Origin of the sequence: Pseudomonas sp. YJ42, from assembly GCF_047225135.1 — a bacterium.
Classification (GTDB): Bacteria; Pseudomonadota; Gammaproteobacteria; order Pseudomonadales; family Pseudomonadaceae; genus Stutzerimonas; species Stutzerimonas stutzeri_E.
Genome location: NZ_CP178378.1, coordinates 3,817,625 through 3,843,559, shown reverse-complemented (window position 1 = coordinate 3,843,559; position 25,935 = coordinate 3,817,625). Strand labels below are relative to the sequence as shown.

Below are 25,935 nucleotides of genomic sequence, written 5' to 3'. Positions count from 1 at the left end.
CTACTATCTTGAGCAAAGGCTGACACGAGCCCGTCAGCTGGTACTACAAAAAGCAACAGGTCGCTGACTGAGGTTGCCCCTGGCTACTGGATTCAAAAGCTATCCGCATTCGATCGTCGATTCCGCAAGTTCTTCGGCACTGCGCCCCTGCACCATCGGATCACTTTCGAGCGAAGCCGCCCAATCCGTATGCAGCCTGGCTCGGGCCATGCCAGCGGTCAGCCCCTGGGTTCTTAGGGTAAAGGTTCACCATGACGTCCGCGCGCACGTTCAGTGACAGTTTGCAGGGCCGAAACATTAAGCCTGCACGACACGACGAAGGTCTCGAAGGCACCACGTCGAGAGTCGGTTTCCTGCTGCTCAGCAACTTCTCGCTACCCTCCTTCACCCAATCGCTCGACACGCTGGTCACCGCCAACCTTATCCAAGCCCACGCTTTCGAGTTCGTCATCTTCGGCCTGACGGAGGAGGATGTCCTGAGTGATCTGGGGATACCGATTGGTGTCAACCAAGTCATAGATGCTGCCAACACGGCGCAGCTCGATGCGCTGATCGTCTGCGGCGGCCTGCGAACCCCATGCAACATGACGCGGCAGCTGGGCGAAATCCTGAAGAAGACTGCGGCCCAGGGCGTGGCGCTGGGAGGACTATGGAACGGCGCCTGGTTCCTCGCCGAAGCCGGCCTACTTGACGGATACCGCTGCGCAATCCATCCGGAACAGCGTCTGGCGCTGACTGAAATAGCGCCCACTACCCAGGTCACCAATGTCACCCACATGGTTGATCGAGACCGGTTGACGGCCGCCAGCCCCAACGGCGCCTTCTACATGCTTTTGGAGTGGATCAGGGGGCTGTACGGCTGCGGGCTGGTGAACGGAGTCGTCGATATCCTGGCGTTCGACATGACCCGTGTGCGTGCGGTCACCGGTGCGCGCTACCGAAACCTTTCGCCCTCCCTCCAGGAAGTGATCAGCCTGATGGAAGCCAATCTGGAAGACCCGTTGCAGGTTGATCAGCTTGCCCACTACGCAGGTAAGTCTCGTCGGCAGATCGAGCGGCTCTTCAGCGAGCAGCTCGGCACCACGCCTCAGCGCCACTATCTCGAGCTTCGTATAACGGAGGCTCGACGGTTGCTGCAGCACTCTTCGCTTTCAGTCATTGAGGTAGGCCTGGCATGCGGCTTCGTGACATCGAGCCACTTCAGCAAATGCTACACCGAGTACTTCGGGCACCGACCTTCGAAGGAAATCAGGCTGGATCGACGGATGGACCCTCTCTATCGGAAAACCCCGTGACCGACGTCGCTCAGTCGGCGTTAGCAGCGACTTGAAGCAGCCATAACCCCGTCGCACGCTACGGGATCACCTGCGATGCGGTGGCGGCTGTTCCGCATTATTTGCCGCGCATGGACCTCGAAACAGGGGCCTTAACGCCCGGCACGCAACCGCTGGATGGCCTGCCGCGTGGCCAGTCACGCGGCAGCTGGGTTTGCTTGGCAGCGCGCCAAGCATTCCGCACATCGTCGGGCTTAGGTCCGGAAACGTCCAACCAGCCCTTGCAGCTCACCGGAAAGATGGGCGAGGCGTTGCGAGTCGCTCATGGAAGACCCGGCCAGTTGCTCCACCAGCAGAGCGTCTTCGTGAATCTGGACGATATGGCGGTTAATTTCCTCGGCGACATGATGCTGTTCTTCCGCTGCGGTCGCGATCTGGGTGTTCTGGTCCCGGATATGGTCGACCGATCCACGAATGCGCTCAAAGCTTTCCCGTGCCTTATGGATTCGCTCGACGCTGGACTTGGATATTTCAACGCTGCTTTGCATTTCGCTGCTCACGCCTTGCGTCCGGCGAGCAAGTCCGCCGAGCAGCGAGTCGATTTCGCCGGTGGAATCCGCCGTGCGTTTAGCCAGCGCACGCACCTCGTCCGCCACGACGGCAAATCCTCGACCCTGCTCGCCTGCGCGCGCGGCTTCGATAGCCGCATTGAGTGCCAGCAGGTTGGTCTGATCAGCAATCGACCGAATGGTATCCAGGATGGCGTTGATGTTCTGGCTGTCCTGCTCCAGCTCTTTCATCGCATGCATTGACCGCAGAAGGCTTTCGCTCAGTTGGGTAACGCTTCCGCTCGCATCGTCGATCTGCAGCTGACCTTCGTAGACCTGATGTTGCCCCTCATCCGCAGACGTTGCCGCCTGGCTGCAAGAGCGCGCCACTTCGTTCGACGTGGCGACCATTTCGTTGAATGCCGTCGAAACAAGCTCCACGGCCTCGCGTTGCCGACCTGCTGCGTCGTTCATATCGTCGGCGACACGCGTGGCAGTCTCGGAAGCGGTTTGCAGCGACGCCGAGGCACTGCCGATGCGCTGTACCAGCTCTCGGATCGCGCCGAGGAATTGGTTGAACCAGCGGGCAAGCAGGGCTGTTTCATCCTTCCCTCGCACCTCCAGGGTACGCGTGAGGTCACCCTCACCCTGGGCGATACCTTCGAGCCCACCGGCGACGCTGCGGATCGGCCGCGCGATCAGGCCGGCAAACGCCGCGCCGAGCAATGCGAACACGACGGCCAGTACAATCGCCACGCCCGCGGTCAGCCAGGTCAGCCGGTTCGCGGTGGACATAACTTCATCGCGTTGAATGAGGCCGATGAACTGCCAACCCAGCGTCTCGGACGACCACACGTTAGCCATGTAGACGCTACCGTTGAGTTCTACCTCGGCGGTGCCGTTTGCCTTGGCGAGCTCAGCGTAGCCGGCACCGAGCTCGGAGAGTTGCTTGAAGTTGTGCTCCGCGTTGCTCGGGTCGACGAGCACGTTGCCGCCTTTCTCCACGAGCATGAGATAACCGCTTTTGCCAAGCTTGATTTGCTTGATCAAGTCAGTCAGCTGCTTAAGGGAAACGTCAAGCCCCACCACACCGACCGGCTGGCCGCTACGTTGAACGGTCCGCACCGTGCCGATGAGCACGGCGTCGTCCGGAGCCCAGTAATACGCACTCGAACGAACCGTCTTGCCTGGCTCGGCCATCGCCGCCTTGTACCAAGGGCGAACGCGCGGGTCGTAGCTGTGCAGCTTCGAATCGTCCGGCCAGATCGCATAGCCCCCGTCAACGAGCCCAAGCGAAAGGTAAGCCGTTGTGGGATGCGTCTCGGCGAAGTGCGTGAATATATCCAGCACGCGCTGGTTGATCTCTGGCAACGGAAGACTGGCCGCGTCTGCCGCGATATAACTCTTCAGGCCTTGAGCCTGGACGATCTCAGGATGCTTCGCCAAGTAGTCGACGTTTTGTGAAATTCCTTCAAAGAACAGCTTCATCGCCGTTTCGATCTGTCGAATCTCGCGCGTGCTGTTATCGGTGAATCCCACCATCGCCTGGCTGCGAAGATGCGTGATCACCACCGCCGCAACCAGAACCATGGGCACGCAGGCAATTGCTGCGAAGGCCCATGTCAATTTTTGTTTTATGTTCATTCAACGCACCTGCAAGGAGGTCTGTCAGATCGGGCTTTCCGGACGTAAAACCGCACCAACTGCGGGTTGAGCCCGTAACACAGCTATCGGCTGTATCCAGGGCGCCTTGAGGTGCGCTTGACGAACGGATCGGATCAGCTGACCGCGACATGACCTGAAGGCGGCACGCCGGCTTCGCAAGCCAAAGCCGACAACGGAATCGCCATGTCACCCGGCTGCTACGCTGAGACCCGAGCCCGGAACCCGACCCCTCGTTTCTGTCAGCGACGCTTGTCCAAACCGCTCATCCAGGTTGGTGGCTTTTGCCATTGTTGCGTGCGGGACGCGGAGCCAATATCCGAGGCACCCCAATAACAAGAAGCCAGGAGCCAGCCATGCGCGACTACGCCACCGCGGCCAGCGAGTTCGATTATCACCAGACCGTCTCGGCGATCCTGTCCGGCGATCTATCGGCCATGAATGCCTGCGTCGAGTGCTGCGACCGCCACGCCGATTCGGACAAAATCGCGCTCATCTGGGAGGGGCGCGACGGCCAGCGAGCCATTTGGACCTTCGCACAACTCAAGGAAGCGGCCGCGCGCTTCGCCAATCTCCTGCACAGCCATGGCATCGGGCCGGGCGATACGGTTGCCGGTCTGCTGCCACGTACACCTGAGCTGCTGATCACCATCCTCGGCACCTGGCGTGTAGGCGCCATTTATCAGCCGCTGTTTACTGCCTTCGGCCCTAAAGCGGTCGAGCATCGGATCACGGAATCCGGCACGAAGATGGTCGTCACCGATGCCGGTAACAACGAGAAGCTGGACGCCATCGCGGCGGCACCGCGCCGGCTGGTGGTCGGCCACGGTGCCGAAGACTTCTGGACCCAGGTGAATCGCCAGTCGCCCGAATTCGAGCCGGTACTGCTGAGTGGCGAGGCGCCCTTTCTGGCGATGTTCACCTCCGGCACCACCGGGCCGGCGAAGCAACTGTATGTGCCGCTCAAGGCCATCGTCGCCTTCGTCACCTACATGCGCGATGCGGTCGATCTGCGTCCCGATGACAACTTCTGGAACATCGCTGATCCAGGCTGGGCCTATGGCCTGTACTACGCCGTCACCGGACCGCTCGCCATGGGGCACGCCACACTGTTCTACGAAGGCGGCTTCACGGTCGATAGCACCTGCCGTGTGGTAAGCGAATACGGCATCACCAACATGGCGGGCTCACCTACCGCATTCCGCTTGTTGCTGGCGGCCCGCGACGAAGTGGAAGGCAGGATCAAGGGCCGCCTGCGTGCCGTAAGCAGCGCCGGTGAACCGCTCACGCCCGAGGTGATCCGCTGGTTCAGCAGCGGCCTCGGCTGCACCATCCACGATCACTACGGCCAGACCGAGCTGGGCATGGTGCTGTGCAATCACCACGCCCTGAGCCACGCGGTCAGCATCGGCACCGCCGGATATGCCATGCCCGGGCATCGCGTCGTGGTGTTGGACGACCAACAGCGTGAGTTGGAACCTGGCACGCCGGGAATACTGGCGCTGGACCGCCGCCGTTCGCCGCTGCTCTGGTTCTCAGGCTATGCGGGCACTCCGACCAAAGCATTCGTCGGCGACTACTACCTGAGCGGCGACACCGTCGAGTTGAATGCCAATGGCAGCATCAGCTTCGTCGGCCGCGCCGACGATGTGATCACCACCTCTGGATACCGCGTCGGTCCATTCGATGTCGAGAGCGCACTGGTCGAGCACCCAGCCGTGATCGAAGCGGCGGTCATCGGCAAGCCCGACCCGGAACGCACCGAACTGGTAAAGGCCTTCGTCGTGCTGCATGCCAGCCACCAGGGCGACGCCGTGCTGGCTGAACAGCTGCAGCAACATGTGCGGCAGCGGCTGTCCGCCCACGCTTACCCGCGCGAGATAGAGTTCGTCCCCGAGCTTCCGAAAACCCCGAGCGGCAAGATCCAGCGCTTCCTGCTGCGCGATCGGGAAAAGGCTGCACAGCAGTCTTCCGCAGCCGTGCAGGCCTAAAGCGCCCGCCGTACGAAGCCCTTTTACTGGAATCAGGCGACACCCATCGAATTTGCTGCACGGCCTGCAACCCACCAAGTGAGTTACAGGCCCGTGCAACAGAAAGCATCGACCTTGTTCCTTTGGCCTGCTAGGTTCGGGATCGTTATCAGTCAGCACTAAATAGCTAGATGAGCACGCAGCCCCAGCGGCTCTACAGTGCCGTACGGCAAAGGCGAGGAACTTCCTTTCTTATAGCTTTTTACGGATGAGCTAAAAACAGCCACCTGCAGCGCGCCCGGCGAACGGCAAATTACGACCTGAAAACTCCAAGCGCCATATGCCGCATTACGGAAATCGGAAACTGGCCAGAACCGGCCTGTCGGTGCGAAACTGATTAGGTTTATTAATCAGTACCCTATATTCCATTTCTAGCGAGTATCCGGTCCCAGCCAATGGCCAAGAAAGCCCCTCCCGCTCAGGAACAGAGCAGTACGACTCCGGTGCAAAATGCGCCGCTGCTGGATCAACTGATCGGCTATGCCCTGCGGCGCGCCCAGCTGAAAGTCGCGCAGGAGCTGGTCGAGCAACTGGCCCCCTTCGACCTGCGTCCCGCGCAGTTTTCCGCCCTGCTGATCATTGAGACCAACCCAGGACTGATGCAGACCGACCTGGCGGGGATTCTTGCCATCGAGCCGCCGCAGGTAGTCACCCTGCTGAACAAACTGGAAAAGCTTGGCCTGGCGTTACGAGTGCGATGCAAACCGGATAAACGCTCTTATGGCATTTTCCTGAGCAAGGCCGGAGAAACCCTGCTCAAGCAACTCAAGGAGGTAGCCGCACAAAGCGACCGCGAGGCAACCGCCGCCCTCGACGACGCCGAACGCCAGCAACTGTTGCAGCTACTGCACAAGATCTATCGGTAAGACGAGCCAGCCGCCGTCTGAGCGCGTGGGGTGCGAGCACGACCTACCACCGATCGCGGCCAAGCCACGCTTACAATGGGAGCGCGCTTGTAGCCCGAAGGCAATCCGGGGGTGTGCGTCTACGGTCGCTACTCATGTCGGCGAACCCGACAACCCCACCCGCTGGCTCGCCCAGCGCTTATGCACCCCGCTCCGCCGTGACCCGCTGTGGATCGTCGCCACGGTACAACGCCTCGATATGCGCAGCGCGGCAGTCGAGGATCACCCGCTGATTGAGCGATCCCTTGTCGGTGACTTCACCCTTGTCCAGCGACGGCGGCTCGCTCATCAGACAGGCCCAGGCCAAGTGCGAGGCGCTGCCGGTGGCATGCTGATTGAGGCGCGCGAGCAGTTCGGCCATCCAGTCCCGGACCCGCGGCGCGGCCAATACCTGCTCAACCGTGGCCTCGGACGACAAACCGGCCAGCTCGCGACAGGCCGGCAGGTGCGGGAATACCAGCAAACCGATGCACTCGCGGTCCGGTGCGGTCACCACCACATCCTGGATATAGGGCGCGCCGGCCATGATCACCCGCGTACGCAACGGGCCGACACTGACGAACACCCCGGTGTTGAGCTTGAAGTCTTCAGCGATGCGGCCGTCGAACATCAAGCCCAACTCCGGGCGCCTGGGATCGGCCAGCTTCAAGGCATCGCCAGAGCAGTAGAAGCCCTCCTCATCGAAGACCGCTGCACTCTGCTCAGGCGAACGCCAGTAGCCGGGCATCACGTGCGGACCGCGGAAACGCCCTTCGAGCTTGCCGTCGACCGGCACCAGTTTGACCTCGCAGCCCGGCGCCGGCAGGCCAACATAGCCGGCCATGGACAGCGGCCCGGTGGTAAAAGTGCAGGATGGCGAGGTCTCGGTCATGCCGATCCCGGCCATCATGCGGATCCGTTCGCCGCAATGCGCCTCGGCCACTTCGTCGAGGCGATCCCAGACTGCCTGCGACAGCCCGGCGCCGGCGAAGAAGAACAGTTTCATCTGCGCAAAAAACATCTCGCGCAGCTCGGCATCCATCTCCAGGGCGGCAACCAGCTCTTCCCAGCCCTTGGGCACGGTGAGGTAGGCGGTCGGGGAGATCTCGCGCAAGTTGCGCAAGGTCTCGGCGAAATGCTGCGGAGTCGGCTTGCCATCATCGATATACAGGGTGCCGCCGTTGTACAGGACGATGCCGACGTTGTGGCTGCCACCAAAGGTGTGATTCCACGGCAACCAGTCGACCAGTACCGGTGGCGCCTCGCCGAACACCGGGAAGGTCTGCAGGAGCATCTGCTGGTTGGCGCAGAGCATGCGTTGGGTGGTGATCACCGCCTTGGGCAGCTTGGTCGAACCGCTGGTAAAGAGGAACTTGGCGATGCTATCGGGGCCGGTTGCCGCAAAGGCCGCATCAGCCTCATTGCAGTCCGGTGCGTTCAGCAGACTGGCGAACGACCGACAGTCGCGCCCCGCCAGTTCGCCCGCGGTCAGCACCAGCGGCGTGTCGGCCGGCACCACCGCCTCAATGGCGCGAGCGAAGGCTCGCCCGTCAGCGGCAAACACCAGCCCCGGCTGCAGCAGCGAGCAGATGTGCTGCAGCTTGGCGTAATCCTGGGCCACCAGCGAATAGGCCGGCGACACCGGGCAATAGGGCACGCCGGCGTACAAGGCGGCGCAGGCCAGTTGCAGATGCTCCAGATCGTTACCTGAGAGAATCATCAGCGGCCGCTCGACCGACAGCTCGAAGCCCAACAGCCACTGGGCGATGCTGCGTACTCGCCCGAGCATTTCGGCATAACCGATACGCTGCCATTCGCCATCCGCACCGCGGCGGGCGACAAACGTCTGCTCAGGACGCTCATCGGCCCACTGCAACAGACGGTCAAGCAGGCGCGGCGGATGGTCCTGCAACGGTTCGGAAGACTGCATATAAAGCGTCTGCCCGGCCTGACGCAGCTGCACGGCCGGCATGCCGATCGATACCTGACGGTAGGCCGCAGCACCTGAGGTGCTGGATTGACTGTTCACCAATGAAACTCCTCCGCAAAGCGCCCCCGGGTTGCCGGGTCGATTGTTCTTATGGTGCTGCTTCTGGATCGCGCTGCTGATCCCGCATGGAAGCTCGCATCGAATGCTCCTGAGATCAGATGCTTCAGATCGAACGCCCTTAAATCGGGTAGTGGCGCGGCCCGTTCTGAACGGTGACCCAACGCAACTGGGTAAAGAAATCGATCGACGCCTTGCTGCCGAAGCTGCCGTAGCCGCTGGCCTTGACCCCGCCGAACGGCATTTGCGCCTCGTCGTGCACCGTCGGCCCGTTGATATGGCAGATACCCGACTCGACCCGTTGCGCCAAGGTCAGCGCCCGAGACACGTCGCGACTGAAGATCGCCGCCGACAGGCCGAACTCGGAATCGTTTGCCAGGCGCAACAACTCCTCGTCGCCGTCGCCGCGCAGCACCACCGCCACCGGACCGAAGGATTCTTCATGGTATAGGCGCATTTCAGTCGTGACGCCGTCGAGCAGCGTCGCCTGCATGATGCTGCCCTCCAGCTGACCACCCGCTACCAGGCGCGCCCCCTTGGACAGGGCATCGTCGACCAAGGCCTTGATCCGCTGCCCGGCCGAAGCGTCGATCAACGAGCCGAGCACAGAAGTCGCATCCTGCGGATCGCCGGCATGCAGGCTAGCGATCTTGTTCGCCAGTTTCTCGACGAAAGCATCGGCGACCTTGGCGTCGACGACCAACCGTTCGGTGGACATGCAGATCTGTCCCTGGTTGAAGTAGGCACCGAAAGCCGCGGCCTCCACCGCCGCATCCAGATCGGCATCGTCCAGCACCAGCAAGGGCGCCTTGCCGCCCAGCTCCAGCAGCGCCGGCTTCAGATGCCGCGCGGCCTGCTCACCAACAATGCGCCCGACATGGGTGGAGCCGGTGAAATTCACGCGGCGTACCAGCGGGTTGGCGATCAGCCGGGCGACGATCGCCGGCGCATCTTCTGGTGCGTTGCTGATCACATTGACCACGCCATCGCCGAGCCCGGCATCCTGCAGCACCTGCCCGATCAGCAGATGAACCGCCGGGCTCAGCTCGGAAGCCTTGAGCACCACGGTATTGCCGCAGGCCAAGGGCATCGCCAATGCGCGCGTACCGAGAATTACCGGCGCGTTCCACGGCGCGATGCCGAGCACCACACCGCAAGGCTGGCGCAGGGCCATGGCGAAACTGCCGGGCACGTCGGAGGGGATCACCTCGCCGTTAATTTGCGTGGTCATTGCCGCCGCCTCCCGCAGCATGCCCGCGGCCAAATGCACGTTGAAGCCGTACCAGTTGGCCATGGCCCCGGTCTCACCTGCCACCGCAAGGAATTCCGCCGCACGCTCCTCGAGCAGCTCGGCAGCTCTGGACAGGCGTGCGCGCCGTTCATTGGGTGCCAGCGCGGCCCAGGCTGGAAACGCCGCCTGCGCCGCGGCCACCGCCGCATCGGCATCTTCCAGAGTGGCGGCGGCGACCCGAGAGACCACTTCACCGGTCACAGGATTGCAGCGCTCGAACATACGACCATCGGCAGCCGGTCGCGACTGACCACCAATCAGCAGGGGCACCTCGAACATGGGGAAATTCCTCTTATTGTGGTTGTTCAAATCGATCGCCGTAGCGAGAGCGTTTCCAAGCGTTCCCGGCAAGGCGCGCCAAGGCAAAAATGGAGTTGAGAGAGCTAATGACCCCGTCTTTTGCGTAGCGCCACGTCAGCAGCAGCGGCCTGAAAGCGGTCGCAACAGGCGCATTAGCGCTTGTAGGCCTGCAACCCCGGCTTGATGCTCTTCTCGTCGAGGAACTGCTTCATGCCCTGCTCGCGACCACCTTCTTTGTCGAGCAGGCGTGACTGGTCGAGCTTGGCATAGAGGTAATCCTCGTTCTGCTCCCAGGTCAGCTCGCGACAGCGCTTGAAGCCGATCTTCGCCGCGCGCATCACTACCGGGTTCTTCTCCAGCAGGTTGCGCGCCAGCTCGATGGTGGTTTCGCGCAGCTGCGCCAATGGCACGCTCTCGTTGACCAGCCCCATCTCGGCGGCTTTCGGTCCACCGAAGGTCTTGCCGGTCATGATGTAGTACAGCGACTGGCGATGGCCCACGGTATCGGCCATGGCCTTGCTCACCAGGTTGCCTGGCGGGATACCCCAGTTGATTTCCGACAGGCCGAAAGTCGCCTCATCCGCGCAGATCGCCAGGTCGCAAGCCACCAGCGGGCTGAAGCCACCACCGAAGCACCAGCCGTTGACCATGGCGATGGTCGGCTTGCTGTACATGCGCAGCAGCCGCCACTGCCATTGCGAGGCTTCGCGACGAATCTTCTCTTGAAGAATCTCCGGGCCGGCGTCAACTTCGCGAAAGTATTCCTTCAGGTCCATGCCGGCAGTCCAGGACTCGCCGGCACCGGTCAGCACCAGCACGCCGACGTCTGCATCCTGCTCCAAGGTCTCCAGCACTTCGACCATCTCACGGTTCAGCGTCGGGCTCATGGCATTGCGCTTTTCCGGCCGGTTGAGGACCACCCAGCCGATGCCCTCCTCGACCTCGACTTTCACGGTCTGCCAGCGATTCTCGTAGTTACTCATCACGCACCTCTTGTTGGGGTTGTCAGCTCGTGAGGCAAAGCTAGCGTGCAAATATAGTTATGTCAATTAACTATATTTTCAAAAAACAGCTTTCGTGAAACGTAGCCAACCCAACAGATGCTGCTATAACAGTGCTAAAAGCTCCCATCGCTGACTGCAGAAGTCTAATTATTCCAGCGGGTTACGTTAACAACCATAACTTTAATCAAGAGTGACGGCCCACTATTCGCCGAAGCGCGATCGCAGTGAACTAACGCCCCAGCGGCACGATCCTCTCTTATGCACATTCCGAGCGAACATGGCGGGCCAGCGCATCTACGACAGCCCGCCAAGTCGCCCAGCGATGAGGACGCCTTCGTGACCGTTGTTACCCATAGCACTCACCACACGACACACAGCATCTCCCACCACCTACCCAATCCGTTGCACGCAACGCTGCTAGCCGGGACCATTCCCCTGTTTCTTGGCGGCATGCTGAGTGATATCGCCTACTACCGCACGTACGAGATTCAGTGGAGCAACTTCTCTTCGTGGCTGATCGTCGGAGGCTTGGTTTTCTGTGGGCTGGCGATCCTGTTCGCGCTGGTCAATCTAGTTCGAGCGCAGCACAAAAAAGGCCGGCCGCTGGTTTATTTCGCTCTCCTGCTAGTGACCTGGGTGCTGGGCTTCATCAATGCACTCGAGCATGCCAAGGACGCCTGGGCAACGATGCCCGCAGGCCTGGTCCTATCGGTCATCGTGACCCTGCTGGCCTGCGTTGCGACATGGATCGGTTTCACCAACCTGCGTGATGGAGGTGAAGCATGAAACATGTAAGCCCATTAAGCGCCCTGACTGTCGCACTGTTGCTGAGTGCTTGCGGTGGCCAGGATGATGACATCGCCCAGGTTACCGGTCCCGATCCCAAGCTCGGGGAGCCCCAGCGCGGCCTGCTGCCCAGCATGACGATTGCCGACCCGGTCAACTGGGGCGAAGAGAAGCCGACTGTGCCGCAGGGTTACACCATCACCGCCATCGCGACCGACTTGAAAGTGCCACGTCAGACCCTGGTGCTGCCCAATGGGGACATTCTTGTTGCAGAAGGCAAAGGCGGCAATGCACCGAAGCTCAAACCGAAAGATGTGATTGCCGGCTATATCAAGTCGAAAGGTACGACGTCGGTCAAAGGCGGCGATCGCCTGACGTTACTGCGCGATGGCGATGGTGACGGTACGTACGAAACGCAGAACGTGTTCGCCGACAACCTCAACGCCCCCTACGGGCTGGCCTTTTACGACGGCAATCTATACGTGGCGAACCAGGATGCGCTTGTGCGATTCGATTACCAGGAAGGCCAGACCCAAGCCAGTGGCGAACCGGTCAAGGTCACCGACCTGCCTTCAGAGATCAATCACCACTGGACCAAGGCACTGACGGTCAGCCCCGACGGTCGTTTTCTGTACGTAGGCATCGGGTCGAACAGCAACATTACCGAGCGCGGCATGGAGGCCGAGGTCGACCGAGCCATGATCTGGCAGATAAACGCCGAGACGGGAGCCCACAAACCTTACGCAACCGGTCTACGTAACCCGACGGCGCTGACGATACAGCCTGGTTCCGACCAGCTTTGGGCGGTGGTTAACGAGCGTGACGAGCTCGGACCGAACCTGGTTCCGGACTATCTCACATCGGTACGCGAAGGTGGCTTCTACGGCTGGCCGTATAGCTACTGGGGCCAGAATGTCGACGATCGTGTTCGGCCGCAGAAGCCCGATCTGGTCGCTTCTGCCATCAAACCGGACTATGCGCTAGGCCCTCATGTCGCCGCCCTCGGCGTGGACTTCTCCTCTGCGGTGATGGGCGAAAAGTTCGCTGAGGGTGCGTTCGTAGGCATGCACGGCAGTTGGAACCGAGAGGTCCCGTCCGGCTACAAGGTCGTTTTCGTGCCGTTCAGCAACGGCCGTCCAGCGGGTGAGGCAGTGGATTTTGTCACCGGTTTTCAGACCGCCGATGGGAAAACGCGCGGCCGGCCAGTCGGCGTGACGGTTGACCCGAGCGGAGCACTGATCGTCGCTGACGATCTGGCTAATACCCTGTGGCGCGTGACCCGAGCGCAGTAATACGACAAAACCAACCGCGCCAGCTGATATGCCCGACCGAGGTTCGGCCTTGATCGCTTTTGCAATCATTACGCCCGCAAGCGGCTCGCCGAGCCGCTTGCGGCGTAACGTGAGGATAGTCGGCGGTATCTGTTGGCATTGGAGCTATAGGTTGGAGGATTGAGCGTCGAGCTCGATGTCGCCGCCGCGGATGCCGTACCCAACCGATGCGGTCAAATCCCGGCCTGTTCCTGGTGCTGTCCTCGCCATTCTGTAGTTCGCGCAGCAGGGGCTAAGCATTCAAACGATCACCGAGATCATCTTTGTTAGATGACCTTGCTCTGCTGCAGGACTCGCTCATTCCGACAGTCTCGCTTCTCACCAGAACCACCAGAAACCGTTCACTTCATTTTGTTTTTCGGACGATGAGGATCACCCAGCCGGTGCCATCTGAGCAAAGCTCACCGGCCTCGATCATTATTGATAATAATTATCAACATCTATAGCATTTGCCGCTTTTCCGCCCGAAGCCTCTTCTTGTAGGGAAGTCAGCAATGCGTCGCTTTATCGTACCGGTCTTGTCGCTCCAGGCCCTTGTTTGCACGGCCCACGCGGCTGAACAGCCAGCTCCCTCCAGCGACCCCATCGCGCTCGGCCAAATGGATATCACCGCCTCGAAAGTCGAGCGCGCCGACGGGCCGGTAGAGGGCTATCGCGCCACCCGCTCGGTCAGTGCCACGCGGACCGACACGCCCATCCATGAAATTCCGCAGTCGATTAGTGTTGTGCCTGCACAGGTGGCGCAGGATATCGGCGCGACGCGGCTCGAGGATGCGCTGGACTATGCGGGTGGTGTCGAGCGGGGCAATAACTTCGGCGGTCAGGGGCTGACCGAGTTTCTAGTGCGAGGCTTCAGCTCCCAAGAGTTCTACCGCAATGGCTTTGCCATCAATCGCGGCTATCCCAACATGCCGGACGCCGCCACGCTGGAGCGCATCGAGGTGCTGCGCGGACCGGCTTCGATGCTTTACGGCCGTGGCGACCCAGGCGGCACCTTCAACATCGTCAGCAAACAGCCTCAGGTCGAGCGACGCACCGTGCTGGGCACCCAGTTCAACAGCGAGGGGCTGCGCCGCGGCACGCTGGATACAACCGGCGCGGTCGACGAGCAGGCCGAGTTCACCTATCGCCTGAATCTGGTGGCCGAGGGCAGCGACAGTTTCCGCGACCATGTCGAAAGTGAGCGCTACAACGTCGCTCCGGTGCTGCGCTGGGACCTGAGCGACGCCACCGCCATCATCCTCGAAGGTGATTATCTGCATAACCGCCACCCGCTCGACCGGGGCGTGACGCGCTACGCCGGCCAGCAAGGCCAGCTTCCACGTGACCGCTTTCTGGGCGAGGAAAGCGCCGGCAAGTTCGCGAACGAGAACGCCACGACCCAGCTGCGCATCGAGCATCTGCTGGATGACCAATGGACCCTGCGCGGTGGTGTGCAATACCTCGACGGTTCTCTGGAAGGTGGCGCCGTGGAGAACAACGGCCTGGCCGCTGACGGCCGTACTGTCGGCCGCAACTACAGCGAGCGATGGCTGGAGTGGAACGACGTCGCCACCCAGTTCAACCTCGAGGGCCGATTCCAGGCGCTGGGCTTCGCCCACACCCTGCTGACCGGCGTCGAGTACGACGACTTCAACTACCAGTCGCGCATCGACCGCTCCGCCGGAGGCGTCAACGATTTTCCGATCGACATCTACGAGCCGGTCTACGGCCAGCCTCTGCCCGCCCTGACCCGCACCACCACCTTTGACGACGAAGACCTGAAATCCTATGCGCTGTACGTACAGGATCAAGTCGAACTCACCGAGCGTCTCACGCTTCAGCTGGGCGCCCGACTGGAGCGCTTCGAGCAGAGCTACACCAACAAGCTGACAGAGGCAGGCAGCTGGGACCAGGCGCATAACGCGGTATCGCCCCGACTCGGCGTCATCTACGACCTCACCGAATCGCTGGCGGTGTACGCCAATGCGGCCCGCTCGTTCAAGCCCAACCGCGGAGCGGACCGCAGCAGCCAAGCGTTCGACCCGGAGGAAGGCGTCGCTTACGAAACCGGCATCAAATACGACTTGCCCGAACACAACCTGAGCGTGACCGCTGCCGTTTTCCATATCACCAAGGAAAACGTGCTGACTGCTGATCCGGTGGACAGCAACTTCCAAGTCGCTGCCGGTGAAGTCCGCAGCCGTGGCTTCGACCTCAGCGTTGCCGGCAACATCACGCCGCAATGGCGCGTAATCGGCGGTTATGCCTACGTTGACGCTGAAGTGACCGAAAGCAACAGCGCCACCATGCCGGTGGGCAGCCGCCTGGCCAACGTGCCAGAGCACAGCTTCAACCTGCTCGACACCTATGAGTTCGACAACGGCGCGCTGGATGGACTGGGGCTCGGGGTTGGCGTGAAGTACGTCAGTTCGCGCAAGGGCAGCACTTCGGACACCGCTTTCGATATGGGCGCCTACACCGTGGTCGACCTGTTGGCCTACTACCCGCTCACCGACCGCGTTCGCCTCAACCTCAACCTCGACAACGTCTTCGACGAGGAGTACGACGAGCGCGCCTGGGGCAACATCTGGGCCTATCCGGGTGCGCCGCGCACCCTGCAGGCGGGTATTTCCATCGAGCTGTAACGGCGATTGTGGCGAACGTGCCGCCAAACCGGCGCGTTCGCCCTCTCCATGCGTCCCCATTCCAGCCCGCACACTTCGACAGGCCCGTCAGCGACGGGCAGCTGAACGCCAGCGCTTGCAATACGTCGAAGCAGATAGCCCAGCCGCTGCCCGCACGCCCGACCTGGGACCATCCTGGGTGACCTGAACGATAGGCGATGCAGTCAACGGACCTGGTCATGTGCCAAGTGCAGCGCCTGAGGCCGCATAGACAGGCTCGATTCTGCTGGAGTAGTGTTCAAGCGGTTTAGTCAGGCGTTGACCTTGGTGGCCAAAGGGGAGCACCGATCATGTTGAGACAGATCGAGGCAGGCGTTTTGCGGGTTGCCTATTTCGATAGCGGCCCGTCGGACGGCACGCCCGTACTGCTCCTCCACGGCTTCCCCTACGATGTGCACGCTTATGACCAGGTGACGCCTATCCTGGTCTCGCAAGGCTGCCGAGTACTCGTCCCCTATCTGCGTGGGTATGGACCTACGCAGTTTCTCTATCCAGACACGCCACGCTCCGGCCAGCAGGCAGTGCTTGCGCATGATCTGCTTGCCTTCCTGGACTCGCTGAAGATTTCCACAGCTGTGCTTGCCGGATATGACTGGGGAGGCCGTGCGGCTTGCATCGTGGCTGCCCTCTGGCCTGAGCGTGTACGTGCCCTCGTGTCGGCAGGTGGCTATAACATTCAGGACATTCCGGGCTCGGTGAAACCGCAGATTCCAGAGAACGAGTGCCGGTACTGGTATCAGTACTATTTCCACTCCGAACGGGGCCGGGCAGGGCTCATCGACAATCGCCGCGAGCTTTGCAGGTTGCTTTGGCGGCAGTGGTCGCCGACCTGGACATTTACCGACGAGGATTTCAACCAGACGGCTGATTCCTTTGAAAACCCCGACTTTGCAGACGTGGTCATTCATTCGTACCGACATCGCTATGGTCTGGTACCTGGCGATCCTACAGTCGAAGAAACCGAGCGACGCCTTACGACACTACCCAGAATCTCGGTGCCATCCATCACTTTGGATGGACTCGACGATGGCGTTGCCCCTTTAGGTGGCTCGGCCAGCCACCTTCATTTCTTCACCGGTCACTACGAACATCGGGCGATTCCCGGCGTTGGCCACAATCTCCCACAAGAAGCTCCACATGAGTTCGCGCAAGCCGTGCTGTCGTTGAAAAACGAGCACGATGGAAAAGGTTCAAAACCGTAAACGTCCTGCGCAAAAGCACTTACGTCGTCCGGCATAAAACGCATATCACCGAGACCGGGCTAAAGCCCTCCCCTCAACCGAACGCAAGGCTCCGAGGCATAGATGCCGAGACTCATCGTCCACAGCGTCGCGATAGCATCGCTTGGCTTGCTCCTTAGCTGGCTTGTCCTTGGCGAAAATTCACCAGCGGCCGATTGGGTGCTCAGCCGCCCGCTGCCTACGAATCTCGCATCGGCTGCGAACTTGCCAACCATGCTTTTTGCACTCGGTGCATTTGGCGGGCAGGCCCCAACGGCAGCGCTGGTAGTGGCGGCAATGGTGCTGCAGTGGCTTCTGTACGGGCTTGCGTTTGCCTGGTTGTGGAGCAAGTTACCGCCCGGCCGTTCATTCATATCGACGTCGCTTCGTGTCGCAGCTAGATTCAAGCGCTAGGCGCTGAGGATCAACCCGAGCGTCAGTCCGTTCACGTTGGGCCCAAAGGAACCAGAGCCCCATGGTCGCATTGAAGGCAGCGCTAATTGCAGGACTGCGAAATATAGACGGCGTCGAAGACAGGCCATCCCCGGTATCAGGCGGCTCAGCGATTTTTTTTCACGGGAGGGAGTTTGCGCACTTCCATGACGAGAATGAGCTGGACCTGAGGCTTACCAAGAAAGTCATCCAGGCGCTTGGCTTGTCACACCCGCCCGGCTCTGTTCATCACCCCAACAGGTCGCCTAGCTCACCATGGATTGAATTGCGGTACAGCAATGCTGATGACATAGAGAACATTTTGAAGCTTGTAAGGCTTGCGGTCGCTCGGCTATGAGGCTCGTTCACTGGCTGGCTTGGTCGGACAGCCCAGCACCGGCGTTTTTCCACTCCATGCGATCGGTCAAAGCGAGGCGTTAGGTCATTGCGGGAGCTAACAACATATGGATTGAGATCAAAAGGATGAGCATGGCTTAACACATATCGAAAGTTTCTACCATAAAAAATAAAAACCGAACTTTGATTAGCAAAACAGGCAATAGAGATGACACTGATCGCCGATTTAGTAGTTTTATTAGTCGCCTTGCTCCATGGGTATTTCATGGTTTTGGAAATGTTCCTTTGGGAAAAGCCGATAGGCCTTAAAGTCTTCGGTAATTCCAGGGAGAAAGCCGCTAATACAAAGGTATTGGCAGCCAACCAAGGCCTCTACAACGGCTTTATTGCGGCGGGTCTTCTGGTAGGCCTGATACAAGGAGCGGCTGGCTATGACTTCAAGTTGTATTTCTTGGCATGCGTCGTGGTGGCCGGTATTTATGGCGCAGTTACAGCCAGCCGAAAAATTCTGTTTGTGCAGGCGCTGCCAGGCGCAATAGGCTTGCTTTTGGTTCTAATCACCCACTAATAAATGCAGGACCAGTACAGGGCGTCTAAGCTGACGCCGCTTCGCGGCGCGGCTTAAGTCCAGCCTAGACAGCAAACAAGACCGAGGCAGAACATGATCACCTGCTATCTCCGATACGTTATTGATCCGTTCAAGTCGAAGGAATTTGAGCACTATGGGAGGCTGTGGATTCCTCTGGTGGAGAAATTCGGAGGTAGCCACCATGGCTATTTCATGCCATCGGAGGGTGCCAATAACGTGGCTCTGGCTCTGTTTACCTTCCCGAGTCTCGCGCGCTATGAGGAATACCGAGAGAAGTCCTTGCACGATCCGGAGTGCCAAGCAGCCTTCAGGTACGCCGAAGAAACGCGCTGCATTCTTAGTTACGAGCGCAGCTTCTTCCGGCCGGTGTTTGAGTAAGGTAGAAAACGCTCCAAGGCTACGGCTTGGCCCGCCCGGCTTCTTCGCTTACGCCCTGGCGTCGGCTACAACGCTTCACGCGAGGTACTCAGCTTGTTCTCCCATATCTTCGTTGGCGTCTCGGATTTCGATCGCGCATTGGCCTTCTACCGGGCCTTTATGCCAGTGCTAGGCGTCCAGGAGCGCTTCTGCGACAAAGGCAAACCCTGGGCTGGCTGGCAGTCCCATCCGGAACCCCGGCCGCTATTCGTAATCGGCAAGCCCTACGACAAACAGCCGCATGATGTCGGTAACGGGCAGATGGTTGCCTTTCTGGCCAGCAGCAGAGCCGTCGTCGATCAAGCCTTTACCGTCGCACTGGCGAACGGAGGCATATCCGAAGGCGCGCCGGGGCTGCGGCCCGAATATCACGCCAACTACTACGGGGCGTACCTTCGGGACACCGAAGGCAACAAGCTGTGCGTCGCATGCCACTCGGCTCCGGGCTGAAAAAACCTCAGAACGAGAAACAGTGCCGAGCCTGCCGGCGCGCTCAAATGGATCTTTGCGCTGATCAGAGCGACATCGGTCCGCGATTCTGCCGAACCGGCACTGCGCAGTGGTCGCGTATGAGCACTTCGACCTTGCACAACAGTTGTTCGTCATTTCCTCAAGCCAACGCGCAAGTGGCGTCTATATTCAAGCGAGTCGCTCGCTGCCTGACCGAGAAAACGCCTTGCGACAAGCTGTTCGAAAGCCCCGAGAACGGACGACTCGTCTTTGTGCATTTGTCCGTACGCGGCTCAGCGTGAGCAGCAGCACCTAGCCATTCCCATCGGGCGGGCGCTGTTCACCCCGCTTCGCTCACGTCAGCCGCAGCCCTTGTCATGATCAGCCGCACCGGGAGATCACATGCCACTCGTCACGCTCACCGTTCGTAAGCCCAAGTCCAGCGCCTTCAAATCCGGCGTGCTCGACGCAGTCCACGCTGCGCTGGTCTCGTCAGGGGTGCCACCGACCGATAAATTCCAGCGCGTATTGGAGCTGTCCGAAGAAGACTTCCGCTTCGACGCCAGCTACCCCGATCTCACCTCGGAAAGGACCGCTGACTTCGTTCTTATTGAAGTTCTGTGGTCCGCCGGCCGCAGCGTAAAGGTCAAGAAGAAGCTCCTTGATGACCTTATGCCCAGGCTCTCCGAGCAGGGGCTGAACCCCGAAAACGTGATGGTCTGTTTCAAGGAAACTACCTGGGAAAACTGGTCGTTCGGGGGCGGTCGCCTCATTCACACCTGAGAGAATTCGCCGCTTGCGCGCCTGCTTTTCATCGAAGGGTCTTCTCGATTGATCAGGCGAACGCTGCGCCTGCCAGTGCCATACGTTTAAAGCCATACGCCTAAAGAAAATATCAAGGAGCTCTTTATGGACAGGTTCGCGAGCCGCCGCGCGACATTTGCGCAACTCCACGAATCAGGTTGTTTTGTCATCCCCAATCCCTGGGATGTCGGCTCGGCGCGCTTTCTGGCGCACTGCGGCTTTCGAGCGCTGGCGACCACCAGCGCGGGGTTCCAGTTCACACTGGGTCAACCGGACACGGTATGGGGGTTGCCCCTGACGACGGTCCTGGAGCACATCGCCGGCCTCGTCGAGGCGACGGAGCTGCCCATCAACGCGGATTTTCAGTCTGGCTACGCTCATGAGCCCGATAGTGTCGCGACCAATGTCTCGCTATGCGTCGATACGGGCGTTGCCGGCCTGTCCATTGAAGATGCAACCGGGGAGCCTGGCGAGTTGTACGAACTGCCGCTTGCGGTCGAGCGCATCAGAGCCGCCCGCGAGGCTATCGATGCAAAGGGCGTGCAGGTGCTTCTGACGGCGCGGGCCGAAAGCTATCTGGTGGGCCGCCCCGAACCACTCGACGACGTACTGCGGCGGCTGACCGCCTATGCGGAGGCGGGTGCAGACGTTCTGTTCGCTCCCGGTCCACAGACATCGGAAGAGATTCGCGCGATCGTGGACGCCGTTTCGCCGAAACCGGTAAACGCGATCGTGATGGGTGATATGGGCATGACGGTAGCGGATCTGGCAGCGCTTGGCGTCCGCCGCATCAGTGTCGGATCTGCCCTCGCGCGAACGGCGTGGGGCAGCTTCATCCGCGCGGCGCGGGCGATCGCTGAAGAAGGCAGCTTTAGCGGGCTTGCAGACGCAGCCCCCTTCTCCGAACTGAACCGCATATTCGAAGAGGCCGGCGCAGCGGCGGCGCAACCGGGGGCGGCAGCCGACGCGCCAAAGCCTCGCGGTTGAGGTACTGCGTTTGAATGACTGGCGACTTCGGCCGATGGCACCGCTGGCTCTTTTGGCCGGGGCTTTGCGGGACGCTCCTGCCGTCTCGGTGTGCCCTGACCTATTGAGGCGAAACAAGCACAACCTCGTCACCGTCCGGTAACAAACCCGGCCTAGCGTGTTTTGGCTAACCCCAATCACCGAACGCCGAGGCCCGCATGAACAGACCGACCTGCCTGACCCGCACTGCGCTTTCGACCGCGCTCATAGCGGCCTTGCTGCCGCTGACCTCGCAGGCCGCCGTTTCGCGGGCCGCGGAATACTTCGAGCGGATCGCGACCTTTCCGGTGTACCGCAACCTCGGCTCGGATGAGGACGTCGCGCGCCAGACCGTCGCCGAGATCACCGCTGTGAGCCGCGACGGCCGCACGCTGATCTACACCGACAGTCCTGGCGAGCGGATTGGCCTGGTGGACATTGGCGACCCGAAATTGCCGAAACCTGCTGGCTTCGTGCAGCTCGAAGGCGAGCCGACCTCGGTCGCCGTGCATCAGCACTTCGCTCTGGTCGCCATCAATACGTCCCTCAGCTTCGCCCAGCCCGACGGTGTGCTGGCGGTGTTCGACATCCGCAATCCCGCCCAGCCCAAGCGTGTCGCCACGCTGCCAATGGGCGGTCAACCGGACTCCATCGCCATCAGCCCGAAGGGCCGTTATGCCGCGGTGGCGATCGAAAACGAGCGGGATGAGGATCTGAACGACGGGTTGCTTCCACAACTGCCGGCCGGCTTTCTGCGCATCGTCGACCTCAAGGGCCAGCCCTCGCGCTGGCGGACACGGGACGTCGATCTGACCGGCCTGGCGGACGTCGCACCGGGCGATCCGGAGCCCGAATACGTCAGCATCAACGATCAGGACGTCGCAGCCGTCACGCTGCAGGAAAACAATCACATCGTGCTGGTCGATCTACGTCGCGGCCGCATCATGCGCCATTTCAGCGCGGGCCAGGTCGACCTGGAAGGTGTCGACGTTAAAGAGAACGACCGCATCGAGCCGGTCGGCGTGCTCAAAGGCAAGCGCCGCGAACCGGATGCAATCGCCTGGGTCGGCCCGCTGATAGCGACGGCGAACGAAGGTGATTACGAAAACGCCAATGGCGAAGAAGGCGGCAGCCGAAGCTTCACCCTGTTTGATTACAACGGACGCGTCTGGCACGAAGCCGGCACCTCGATGGAGCACGCCTTCATCCGTGCCGGTCACTACCCGGAAAGCCGCTCGGAGAACAAGGGCATCGAGCCAGAAGGCATCGCCGCGGCGAGCTACCGCAAGCATGACCTTCTATTTGTGGGCAGCGAGCGCGGCAATGCGGTAGCCGTGTATGACGTCGCACGCCCATGGGCGCCGGTGATGCATCAACTGCTACCGGCAGGCATGGGACCGGAAGGCATTCTGCCGATCCCGTCGCGCAATCTGCTGGTGGTCAGTAGCGAAGAGGATTCGGCCGAGGATGGCTATCGTTCGACGATCTCGATCTACCAGTACGGCGCGAAAACGGCCTCGTATCCGGAGATCCGCTCGACCGAGAGCCAGTTGATCCCCTGGGGCGCACTGAGCGGCCTGGCCGCCGACCGCACGCAGAACGACCGCCTCTACGCCGTCCCGGACAGCTACTACAAGGCCTCGCGCATCTTCAGCATCGATACGAGCAAGACGCCCGCCGTCATCGACGGGCAGATCGAATTGCGCAAGGCTGGCAAAACGGTCGACTACGATCTGGAAGGCATCGCCCAGGCCAGCAATGGCGATTTCTGGCTGGCTTCCGAAGGCAACGGCAAAGCCAAGCCGAACCTGCTGATCCGCACAAACGCAAAGGGCGAAGTACTCGAGGAGAATGCGCTGCCGGCGAACGTGGCGGCTCAGCAGACCAGCAACGGTTTCGAGGGCGTTGCGGTGGTGGGGGAAGGCGCCAGCACCCGCGTGTATGTCGCCTTCCAGCGCGAATGGAAGAACGACCCAGCCGGCAAGGTGCGCATCGGCGTGTTCAATCCGAACAGCGGCGAATGGGGCTTCTACCACTACCCGCTCGACCCGGCTGTCGAAGGCGGCTGGGTCGGATTGTCCGAGCTCACCTCGATCGGCAATGGCCAGTTTTTGGTTATCGAACGCGACAACCAGCAAGGCCCTGCCGCCGAAGTCAAACGGCTGTACCGCATCGATCTGAGCGGCATGCAGCCCGCCGCGGAAGGCCAGGGTTTCCCGGTGGTGAACAAACGTCTGGAACGTGACCTTCTGCCCGACCTGAAGAGCACCGGCGGCTGGGTGCTGGATAAGGTCGAAGGCGCTGCGGTCGATAAGCAGGGCCGGTTGTTCGTGGTAACCGACAACGACGGCGTGGAGGACGCCAGCGGCGAGACGCGTTTCATGCGGTTGGGGATGGTCGAACGCTAAGGTAGATCAAGCCCCTCGCCCACCCTTCCTGGGCGGGCGAGGGGCAATCGAGCTTAGTCCTCCCGGGTTCGCTCTAGGCGTAAGCGATAGCAGCGCGGCTTCAAGGATGGAACAGATGAATGAAACGAGGATGGATAAGACAGCGAATGCTATCAGGAGGGTCATGTAGAGGAATTTCGTTGCCAAAGGCAGCGTAAATTACCGCAAAGACCCACACATGGCTGGAAGCGCATGCAACATTTCATTTCCTGATTGCAGATCGGATGGCCTGAAGATTTCATCGTCAGCTCGTGCTGCTGACCGATTTTGCTGCGCGGGTTGGAACGGCCGAGTTTGATCCATTACCCGCTTGTTCCGGCCGCGCTCGTCGGCTAGGGTGCCGCCCTCGACAGCAGGGTTCACTCCGGAGTACTACAGATGATCAAAACAGGGATGTTGGCGCTTGGCCTACTGATGGCGTTATCGGCTCAGGCAGACGAGCAACGCATCTATCTAGTGGCGACGATGCAGCTGGATGGGTCCACCCTGGCTCAGACCATATTCCTGCATGAGCCGGACATTACCGAGCTGGAAGGCTGTCTCGAAGCGGTCCGTGAGGGCCAGCGCTCACGCGACTGGCAAAAATACCGGCACATCTTTCGGAGCGACCGGTTCAAAGGTTTTTCCGGCCATATGCAGTACCGCTGTGCCTTCAGCGAGCAACGGTTCAGCAGTTGGGGGGACGGCCCGCGCTACAACCGGGCGTACCTGATCAGCGTCGACGACAAGGCAGTGCTCAGTGTGTCGCGAATCCCTAGCCAGGCCCAATGCATGGCACAACTGCGCGCGCTTTCCCTGGCCAGGCAGGCGCAGAGCTTATGCGCCATGAGCAATCAGGACCTCAAGTCTTGAGCGGCGAACGCCCCGGGAGCCAAGCCAGGGGCGTCGCACGAGGTCAACCGAATCGCGCTTACGCCGGCTGGTAACTGCCCGGCACCGGCGCGAAGGAAACTCCGAATCGATTCCACGCGTTGATGGTCGCGATGGCCAGTGTGAGATTGGTCAGCTGCGCTTCGGAGAAGTGTTGGCGCACTTCATCGAACAAGGATTGCTCGACACCGTTTGGCAACAGCGTATTGGCCTCGGCCCAAGCCAGCGCGGCGCGCTCGCGATCAGTGAAGAAGGGCGTTTCGCGCCAGGCGCTCAGTGCATAGATGCGCTGCTCGGTTTCGCCGTGGGCGCGGGCATCCTTGGTATGCATATCGATGCAAAAGGCGCAGCGGTTGATCTGCGAAACGCGGATCTTCACCAGTTCCATCAATGGTTTGTCGACGCCGTCTTCGCTGCGGCTCTGGCGTGCCAGGTAGGTTTCCAGCCCGATCATCGCCTTGACGGCTTCGGGAGCGGCTGCTTGGTAGTTCATACGCATGATGTTTCTCCTCGGATTGAATATGGGCGTAGCCTACGCAGCCGCTGAGGCGCGCTATTGTAGAATTTCGACATCTTCGAATGCGGGATTGCCATGTCCTCACTGCACGAGCGCCTGCCACGCATCCAGGGCTTCATCACCCGACCGCCGAGCCCGGCGTTGGCCGCGTATGTGCAGCGTTTCTGGTGGCTGAAGGACAATGCCGCAACCGTTCACGACGCACAGTTGCTGCATCCGGATGGCGGCAGCGGCGTGATCTTCAACTTCGCCGAGCCGCTGAGCGTCAACGGCGTCGCTCACTTGCCTGCCGCATTGATCGCCGGTCCGCAGCTGGCCAGCAGCCGATTGCAGTTGGCCGCTCGGGTAAACCTGATGGGCGTGCGTTTTCGTCCCGGGATGGGCACCGCTTTCTTCGGCGTGGGACTAGACGAACTCTCCGGCTTTCATGGCGATGACTGGCCCGATCTGCGGCTGAGCAGCCTGGTCGATGCGTTGGCCGAGCTGGATCTGGACGCCCAGCAGGCATTGGTCGAACGCGAGCTGCTTGCGCGCCTGAACGATGCGCAGGACCCACGAGCGCCGGTACAACAGCTGCTCACCCGGATCGCCGACAGCCAGGGCCGCGCGCGCCTGAACGAGTTGATGCAGGCGGTACCGCTCGGCCAGCGACAACTGGAGCGCCTGTTCCGTCATCAGGTCGGGCTGACGCCGAAACAGTTCAGCCGCATCCAGCGCGTGGCGCTGGTCCGCCGCGAACTTCGGGCCGGTGAGTCGCTACTGGAGACGGCACTGGCCTGCGGCTACGCCGACCAGGCCCACTTCATCCACGATTTCAAAGCCGTGGTCGGCATGACACCCGGCCAGTACCGTCTCCGCGCGCAGCCCACCGAGACGTAATAGCGCCGCGTATAGAGCATGCCGAGCCGGCTCGCCTTCACAATCCAGGCCATTGAAATTATTGCAATGGCAAGATCCGTGTGAACCTTGTCATTGCGACATACACGCCGCCATCGCAGACTGCC

At 60.9% G+C, this 25,935-nt stretch carries 21 protein-coding genes and 1 pseudogene; 16 read left to right on the top strand and 6 right to left on the bottom strand.

Features of this window, described 5'->3' with window-relative positions:
• Nucleotides 1–251 precede the first annotated feature (251 nt).
• Entirely contained in the window at nucleotides 252–1,295 is a 1,044-nt protein-coding gene (locus ACL0K2_RS17655) for a GlxA family transcriptional regulator (protein WP_413043145.1), read from the top strand.
• 233 nt (nucleotides 1,296–1,528) lie between these two features.
• Here the strand turns inward: ACL0K2_RS17655 and ACL0K2_RS17650 are convergent, their stop codons facing one another.
• Both ACL0K2_RS17650 and ACL0K2_RS17645 read right to left on the bottom strand, forming a co-directional pair.
• Nucleotides 1,529–2,296 carry a methyl-accepting chemotaxis protein gene (locus ACL0K2_RS17650; protein ID WP_413044489.1) on the bottom strand — a complete coding sequence of 256 codons (768 nt, stop codon included), beginning with the start codon at nucleotides 2,294–2,296 and terminating at the stop codon, nucleotides 1,529–1,531.
• Nucleotides 2,297–2,383: 87 nt separating this feature from the next.
• A pseudogene (locus ACL0K2_RS17645) lies at nucleotides 2,384–3,310 on the bottom strand (cache domain-containing protein); the annotation flags it as partial.
• 530 nt (nucleotides 3,311–3,840) lie between these two features.
• On the opposite strand from ACL0K2_RS17645, the gene ACL0K2_RS17640 reads away from it, so the two are divergent.
• Together ACL0K2_RS17640 and ACL0K2_RS17635 are read left to right on the top strand one after the other, a co-directional pair.
• The gene (locus ACL0K2_RS17640) at nucleotides 3,841–5,475 is read left to right on the top strand and encodes an AMP-binding protein (RefSeq protein WP_413043144.1); all 1,635 of its coding nucleotides are present in this window, start codon (nucleotides 3,841–3,843) and stop codon (nucleotides 5,473–5,475) included.
• Nucleotides 5,476–5,909: 434 nt separating this feature from the next.
• A complete protein-coding gene (locus tag ACL0K2_RS17635; RefSeq protein WP_239611001.1) occupies nucleotides 5,910–6,380 on the top strand; it encodes a MarR family winged helix-turn-helix transcriptional regulator in 471 nt (156 codons plus the stop codon).
• A 178-nt stretch (nucleotides 6,381–6,558) separates the two neighbouring features.
• On the opposite strand, the gene ACL0K2_RS17630 is transcribed toward ACL0K2_RS17635, so the two are convergent.
• The 3 genes from ACL0K2_RS17630 to ACL0K2_RS17620 all read right to left on the bottom strand — a co-directional run bounded on the left by ACL0K2_RS17630 (nucleotide 6,559) and on the right by ACL0K2_RS17620 (nucleotide 11,019).
• The gene (locus ACL0K2_RS17630; protein WP_080890555.1) at nucleotides 6,559–8,370 is read right to left on the bottom strand and encodes a feruloyl-CoA synthase; all 1,812 of its coding nucleotides are present in this window, start codon (nucleotides 8,368–8,370) and stop codon (nucleotides 6,559–6,561) included.
• Between the two features lie 196 nt (nucleotides 8,371–8,566).
• Nucleotides 8,567–10,015 carry an aldehyde dehydrogenase gene (locus ACL0K2_RS17625; RefSeq protein WP_413043143.1) on the bottom strand — a complete coding sequence of 483 codons (1,449 nt, stop codon included), beginning with the start codon at nucleotides 10,013–10,015 and terminating at the stop codon, nucleotides 8,567–8,569.
• A gap of 173 nt (nucleotides 10,016–10,188) precedes the next feature.
• Nucleotides 10,189–11,019 carry a p-hydroxycinnamoyl CoA hydratase/lyase gene (locus ACL0K2_RS17620; protein WP_045160818.1) on the bottom strand — a complete coding sequence of 277 codons (831 nt, stop codon included), beginning with the start codon at nucleotides 11,017–11,019 and terminating at the stop codon, nucleotides 10,189–10,191.
• A 357-nt stretch (nucleotides 11,020–11,376) separates the two neighbouring features.
• Here ACL0K2_RS17620 and ACL0K2_RS17615 point away from each other — a divergent pair, with 357 nt between their 5' ends.
• From ACL0K2_RS17615 to ACL0K2_RS17560, 12 genes are all read left to right on the top strand, one after another.
• The gene (locus tag ACL0K2_RS17615; protein ID WP_413044488.1) at nucleotides 11,377–11,826 is read left to right on the top strand and encodes a DUF2231 domain-containing protein; all 450 of its coding nucleotides are present in this window, start codon (nucleotides 11,377–11,379) and stop codon (nucleotides 11,824–11,826) included.
• Nucleotides 11,823–13,118, top strand: a complete 1,296-nt coding sequence (locus ACL0K2_RS17610) for a PQQ-dependent sugar dehydrogenase (protein WP_045160817.1) — start codon at nucleotides 11,823–11,825, stop codon at nucleotides 13,116–13,118. The genes ACL0K2_RS17615 and ACL0K2_RS17610 overlap by 4 nt, the downstream gene beginning before the upstream one ends.
• 533 nt (nucleotides 13,119–13,651) lie before the next feature.
• Nucleotides 13,652–15,784 (top strand): TonB-dependent siderophore receptor, encoded by a 2,133-nt coding sequence (locus ACL0K2_RS17605; protein WP_413043142.1) that lies wholly within the window; start codon nucleotides 13,652–13,654, stop codon nucleotides 15,782–15,784.
• 329 nt (nucleotides 15,785–16,113) lie between these two features.
• Complete coding sequence (locus tag ACL0K2_RS17600; protein ID WP_045160815.1) at nucleotides 16,114–17,025, top strand: alpha/beta fold hydrolase; 912 nt, start codon at nucleotides 16,114–16,116, stop codon at nucleotides 17,023–17,025.
• Nucleotides 17,026–17,518: 493 nt separating this feature from the next.
• Nucleotides 17,519–17,833, top strand: a complete 315-nt coding sequence (locus ACL0K2_RS17595) for a luciferase family protein (protein WP_045160813.1) — start codon at nucleotides 17,519–17,521, stop codon at nucleotides 17,831–17,833.
• A gap of 207 nt (nucleotides 17,834–18,040) precedes the next feature.
• The gene (locus tag ACL0K2_RS17590; RefSeq protein ID WP_045160812.1) at nucleotides 18,041–18,400 is read left to right on the top strand and encodes a DUF1304 domain-containing protein; all 360 of its coding nucleotides are present in this window, start codon (nucleotides 18,041–18,043) and stop codon (nucleotides 18,398–18,400) included.
• A gap of 93 nt (nucleotides 18,401–18,493) precedes the next feature.
• Entirely contained in the window at nucleotides 18,494–18,799 is a 306-nt protein-coding gene (locus tag ACL0K2_RS17585) for an NIPSNAP family protein (protein ID WP_045160811.1), read from the top strand.
• A gap of 93 nt (nucleotides 18,800–18,892) precedes the next feature.
• The gene (locus ACL0K2_RS17580) at nucleotides 18,893–19,288 is read left to right on the top strand and encodes a VOC family protein (RefSeq protein ID WP_045160810.1); all 396 of its coding nucleotides are present in this window, start codon (nucleotides 18,893–18,895) and stop codon (nucleotides 19,286–19,288) included.
• Between the two features lie 402 nt (nucleotides 19,289–19,690).
• Nucleotides 19,691–20,071, top strand: a complete 381-nt coding sequence (locus ACL0K2_RS17575; RefSeq protein WP_239611013.1) for a tautomerase family protein — start codon at nucleotides 19,691–19,693, stop codon at nucleotides 20,069–20,071.
• A 126-nt stretch (nucleotides 20,072–20,197) separates the two neighbouring features.
• Entirely contained in the window at nucleotides 20,198–21,079 is an 882-nt protein-coding gene (locus ACL0K2_RS17570) for an isocitrate lyase/PEP mutase family protein (RefSeq protein WP_413043141.1), read from the top strand.
• 197 nt (nucleotides 21,080–21,276) lie between these two features.
• On the top strand, nucleotides 21,277–23,505 hold the full coding sequence (locus ACL0K2_RS17565) for an esterase-like activity of phytase family protein (protein ID WP_413043140.1): 2,229 nt from the start codon (nucleotides 21,277–21,279) through the stop codon (nucleotides 23,503–23,505).
• Between the two features lie 432 nt (nucleotides 23,506–23,937).
• Complete coding sequence (locus ACL0K2_RS17560) at nucleotides 23,938–24,396, top strand: hypothetical protein (protein ID WP_045161091.1); 459 nt, start codon at nucleotides 23,938–23,940, stop codon at nucleotides 24,394–24,396.
• A gap of 58 nt (nucleotides 24,397–24,454) precedes the next feature.
• On the opposite strand, the gene ACL0K2_RS17555 is transcribed toward ACL0K2_RS17560, so the two are convergent.
• Nucleotides 24,455–24,913 carry a carboxymuconolactone decarboxylase family protein gene (locus ACL0K2_RS17555; RefSeq protein WP_045160805.1) on the bottom strand — a complete coding sequence of 153 codons (459 nt, stop codon included), beginning with the start codon at nucleotides 24,911–24,913 and terminating at the stop codon, nucleotides 24,455–24,457.
• 93 nt (nucleotides 24,914–25,006) lie between these two features.
• Between ACL0K2_RS17555 and ACL0K2_RS17550 the strand changes: the two genes are divergently transcribed.
• The gene (locus ACL0K2_RS17550) at nucleotides 25,007–25,810 is read left to right on the top strand and encodes a helix-turn-helix domain-containing protein (protein WP_413043139.1); all 804 of its coding nucleotides are present in this window, start codon (nucleotides 25,007–25,009) and stop codon (nucleotides 25,808–25,810) included.
• The last annotated feature ends 125 nt before the right edge of the window (nucleotides 25,811–25,935 follow it).

Coding starts and splice junctions, on each gene's coding strand:
- ACL0K2_RS17550 (WP_413043139.1), top strand. CDS start 25,007: ATGTCCTCACTGCACGAGCGCCTGCCACGCATCCAGGGCTTCATCACC.
- ACL0K2_RS17565 (WP_413043140.1), top strand. CDS start 21,277: ATGAACAGACCGACCTGCCTGACCCGCACTGCGCTTTCGACCGCGCTC.
- ACL0K2_RS17575 (WP_239611013.1), top strand. CDS start 19,691: ATGCCACTCGTCACGCTCACCGTTCGTAAGCCCAAGTCCAGCGCCTTC.
- ACL0K2_RS17650 (WP_413044489.1), bottom strand. CDS start 2,296: ATGAACGACGCAGCAGGTCGGCAACGCGAGGCCGTGGAGCTTGTTTCG.
- ACL0K2_RS17555 (WP_045160805.1), bottom strand. CDS start 24,913: ATGCGTATGAACTACCAAGCAGCCGCTCCCGAAGCCGTCAAGGCGATG.
- ACL0K2_RS17640 (WP_413043144.1), top strand. CDS start 3,841: ATGCGCGACTACGCCACCGCGGCCAGCGAGTTCGATTATCACCAGACC.
- ACL0K2_RS17610 (WP_045160817.1), top strand. CDS start 11,823: ATGAAACATGTAAGCCCATTAAGCGCCCTGACTGTCGCACTGTTGCTG.
- ACL0K2_RS17600 (WP_045160815.1), top strand. CDS start 16,114: ATGTTGAGACAGATCGAGGCAGGCGTTTTGCGGGTTGCCTATTTCGAT.
- ACL0K2_RS17630 (WP_080890555.1), bottom strand. CDS start 8,370: ATGCCGGCCGTGCAGCTGCGTCAGGCCGGGCAGACGCTTTATATGCAG.
- ACL0K2_RS17585 (WP_045160811.1), top strand. CDS start 18,494: ATGATCACCTGCTATCTCCGATACGTTATTGATCCGTTCAAGTCGAAG.
- ACL0K2_RS17605 (WP_413043142.1), top strand. CDS start 13,652: ATGCGTCGCTTTATCGTACCGGTCTTGTCGCTCCAGGCCCTTGTTTGC.
- ACL0K2_RS17595 (WP_045160813.1), top strand. CDS start 17,519: ATGGTCGCATTGAAGGCAGCGCTAATTGCAGGACTGCGAAATATAGAC.
- ACL0K2_RS17625 (WP_413043143.1), bottom strand. CDS start 10,015: ATGTTCGAGGTGCCCCTGCTGATTGGTGGTCAGTCGCGACCGGCTGCC.
- ACL0K2_RS17655 (WP_413043145.1), top strand. CDS start 252: ATGACGTCCGCGCGCACGTTCAGTGACAGTTTGCAGGGCCGAAACATT.
- ACL0K2_RS17590 (WP_045160812.1), top strand. CDS start 18,041: ATGACACTGATCGCCGATTTAGTAGTTTTATTAGTCGCCTTGCTCCAT.
- ACL0K2_RS17570 (WP_413043141.1), top strand. CDS start 20,198: ATGGACAGGTTCGCGAGCCGCCGCGCGACATTTGCGCAACTCCACGAA.
- ACL0K2_RS17560 (WP_045161091.1), top strand. CDS start 23,938: ATGTTGGCGCTTGGCCTACTGATGGCGTTATCGGCTCAGGCAGACGAG.
- ACL0K2_RS17620 (WP_045160818.1), bottom strand. CDS start 11,019: ATGAGTAACTACGAGAATCGCTGGCAGACCGTGAAAGTCGAGGTCGAG.
- ACL0K2_RS17635 (WP_239611001.1), top strand. CDS start 5,910: ATGGCCAAGAAAGCCCCTCCCGCTCAGGAACAGAGCAGTACGACTCCG.